The sequence below is a fragment of the Variovorax sp. 22077 genome (genome assembly GCF_052044195.1).
GTDB classification, from domain to species: domain Bacteria; phylum Pseudomonadota; class Gammaproteobacteria; order Burkholderiales; family Burkholderiaceae_C; genus Variovorax; species Variovorax atrisoli.
On record NZ_JBQEQC010000093.1, the window covers coordinates 1 to 684 of the forward strand.

The window sequence follows — 684 nt, forward strand, 5'->3', positions numbered from 1 at the left end:
CGTGGGGGTTGGCCACGAAGCGCTCGGCGCTCAGGCTGGGGCGATTCAGGTAGCCGCGTGCGAGGCCTGCGCCTGCGATATAGAGCTCGCCGGACACCCCTGAGGGCACGGGCTGCAGTGCCGCGTCGAGCACGTACACCTGGGTGTTCCAGATCGGACGGCCGATGGGCGGGACCTCAGGCCATTCGCTCACTGCGTCGGGAAGGCTGTACGCCGTCACGACATGCGTCTCGGTCGGGCCGTAGTGGTTGTGCAGCCTTCGCTGGGGAAGGCGTGCAAACGATTTGACGACCGATGCGCTCAGCTGCAGCACTTCGCCAGCCTGAAACACCTGGAGCGAATCGCTCAAAGGGTCTTCGGAGTCCGATTCGCACAGCAGGTCGAGCACGATGTTCGGAACAAAGAAATCGGTCACGCCATTTCGCTTGCACCACTTCAGGAAATCCGACGTGTTGCTTCGAACCTCGTTCGTGGGAATGGCCAGCGTCTTGCCGGTGCACAACGTCGAAAGGATTTCCTGCGCGGAGACGTCAAAGCTCAGCGATGTGAACTGCGCGACTGTGGATGGTCCTGAGGACTTGTCTGTGCCCCTATGCCAGGAGAACAGATTCAACAGAGGTGCGACGGACATGACCACGCCCTTGGGTCTTCCGGTGGATCCGGAGGTGTAGATGACATAGGCGG

1 protein-coding gene is annotated in these 684 nt (G+C 61.4%); it reads right to left on the bottom strand.

What is annotated here, in order from left to right:
- Positions 1-631: AMP-binding protein (locus tag ACTJLF_RS34645; RefSeq protein WP_440884905.1), on the bottom strand; the 631-nt coding region annotated here is incomplete at its 3' end.
- Between the last annotated feature and the right edge of the window lie 53 nt (positions 632-684).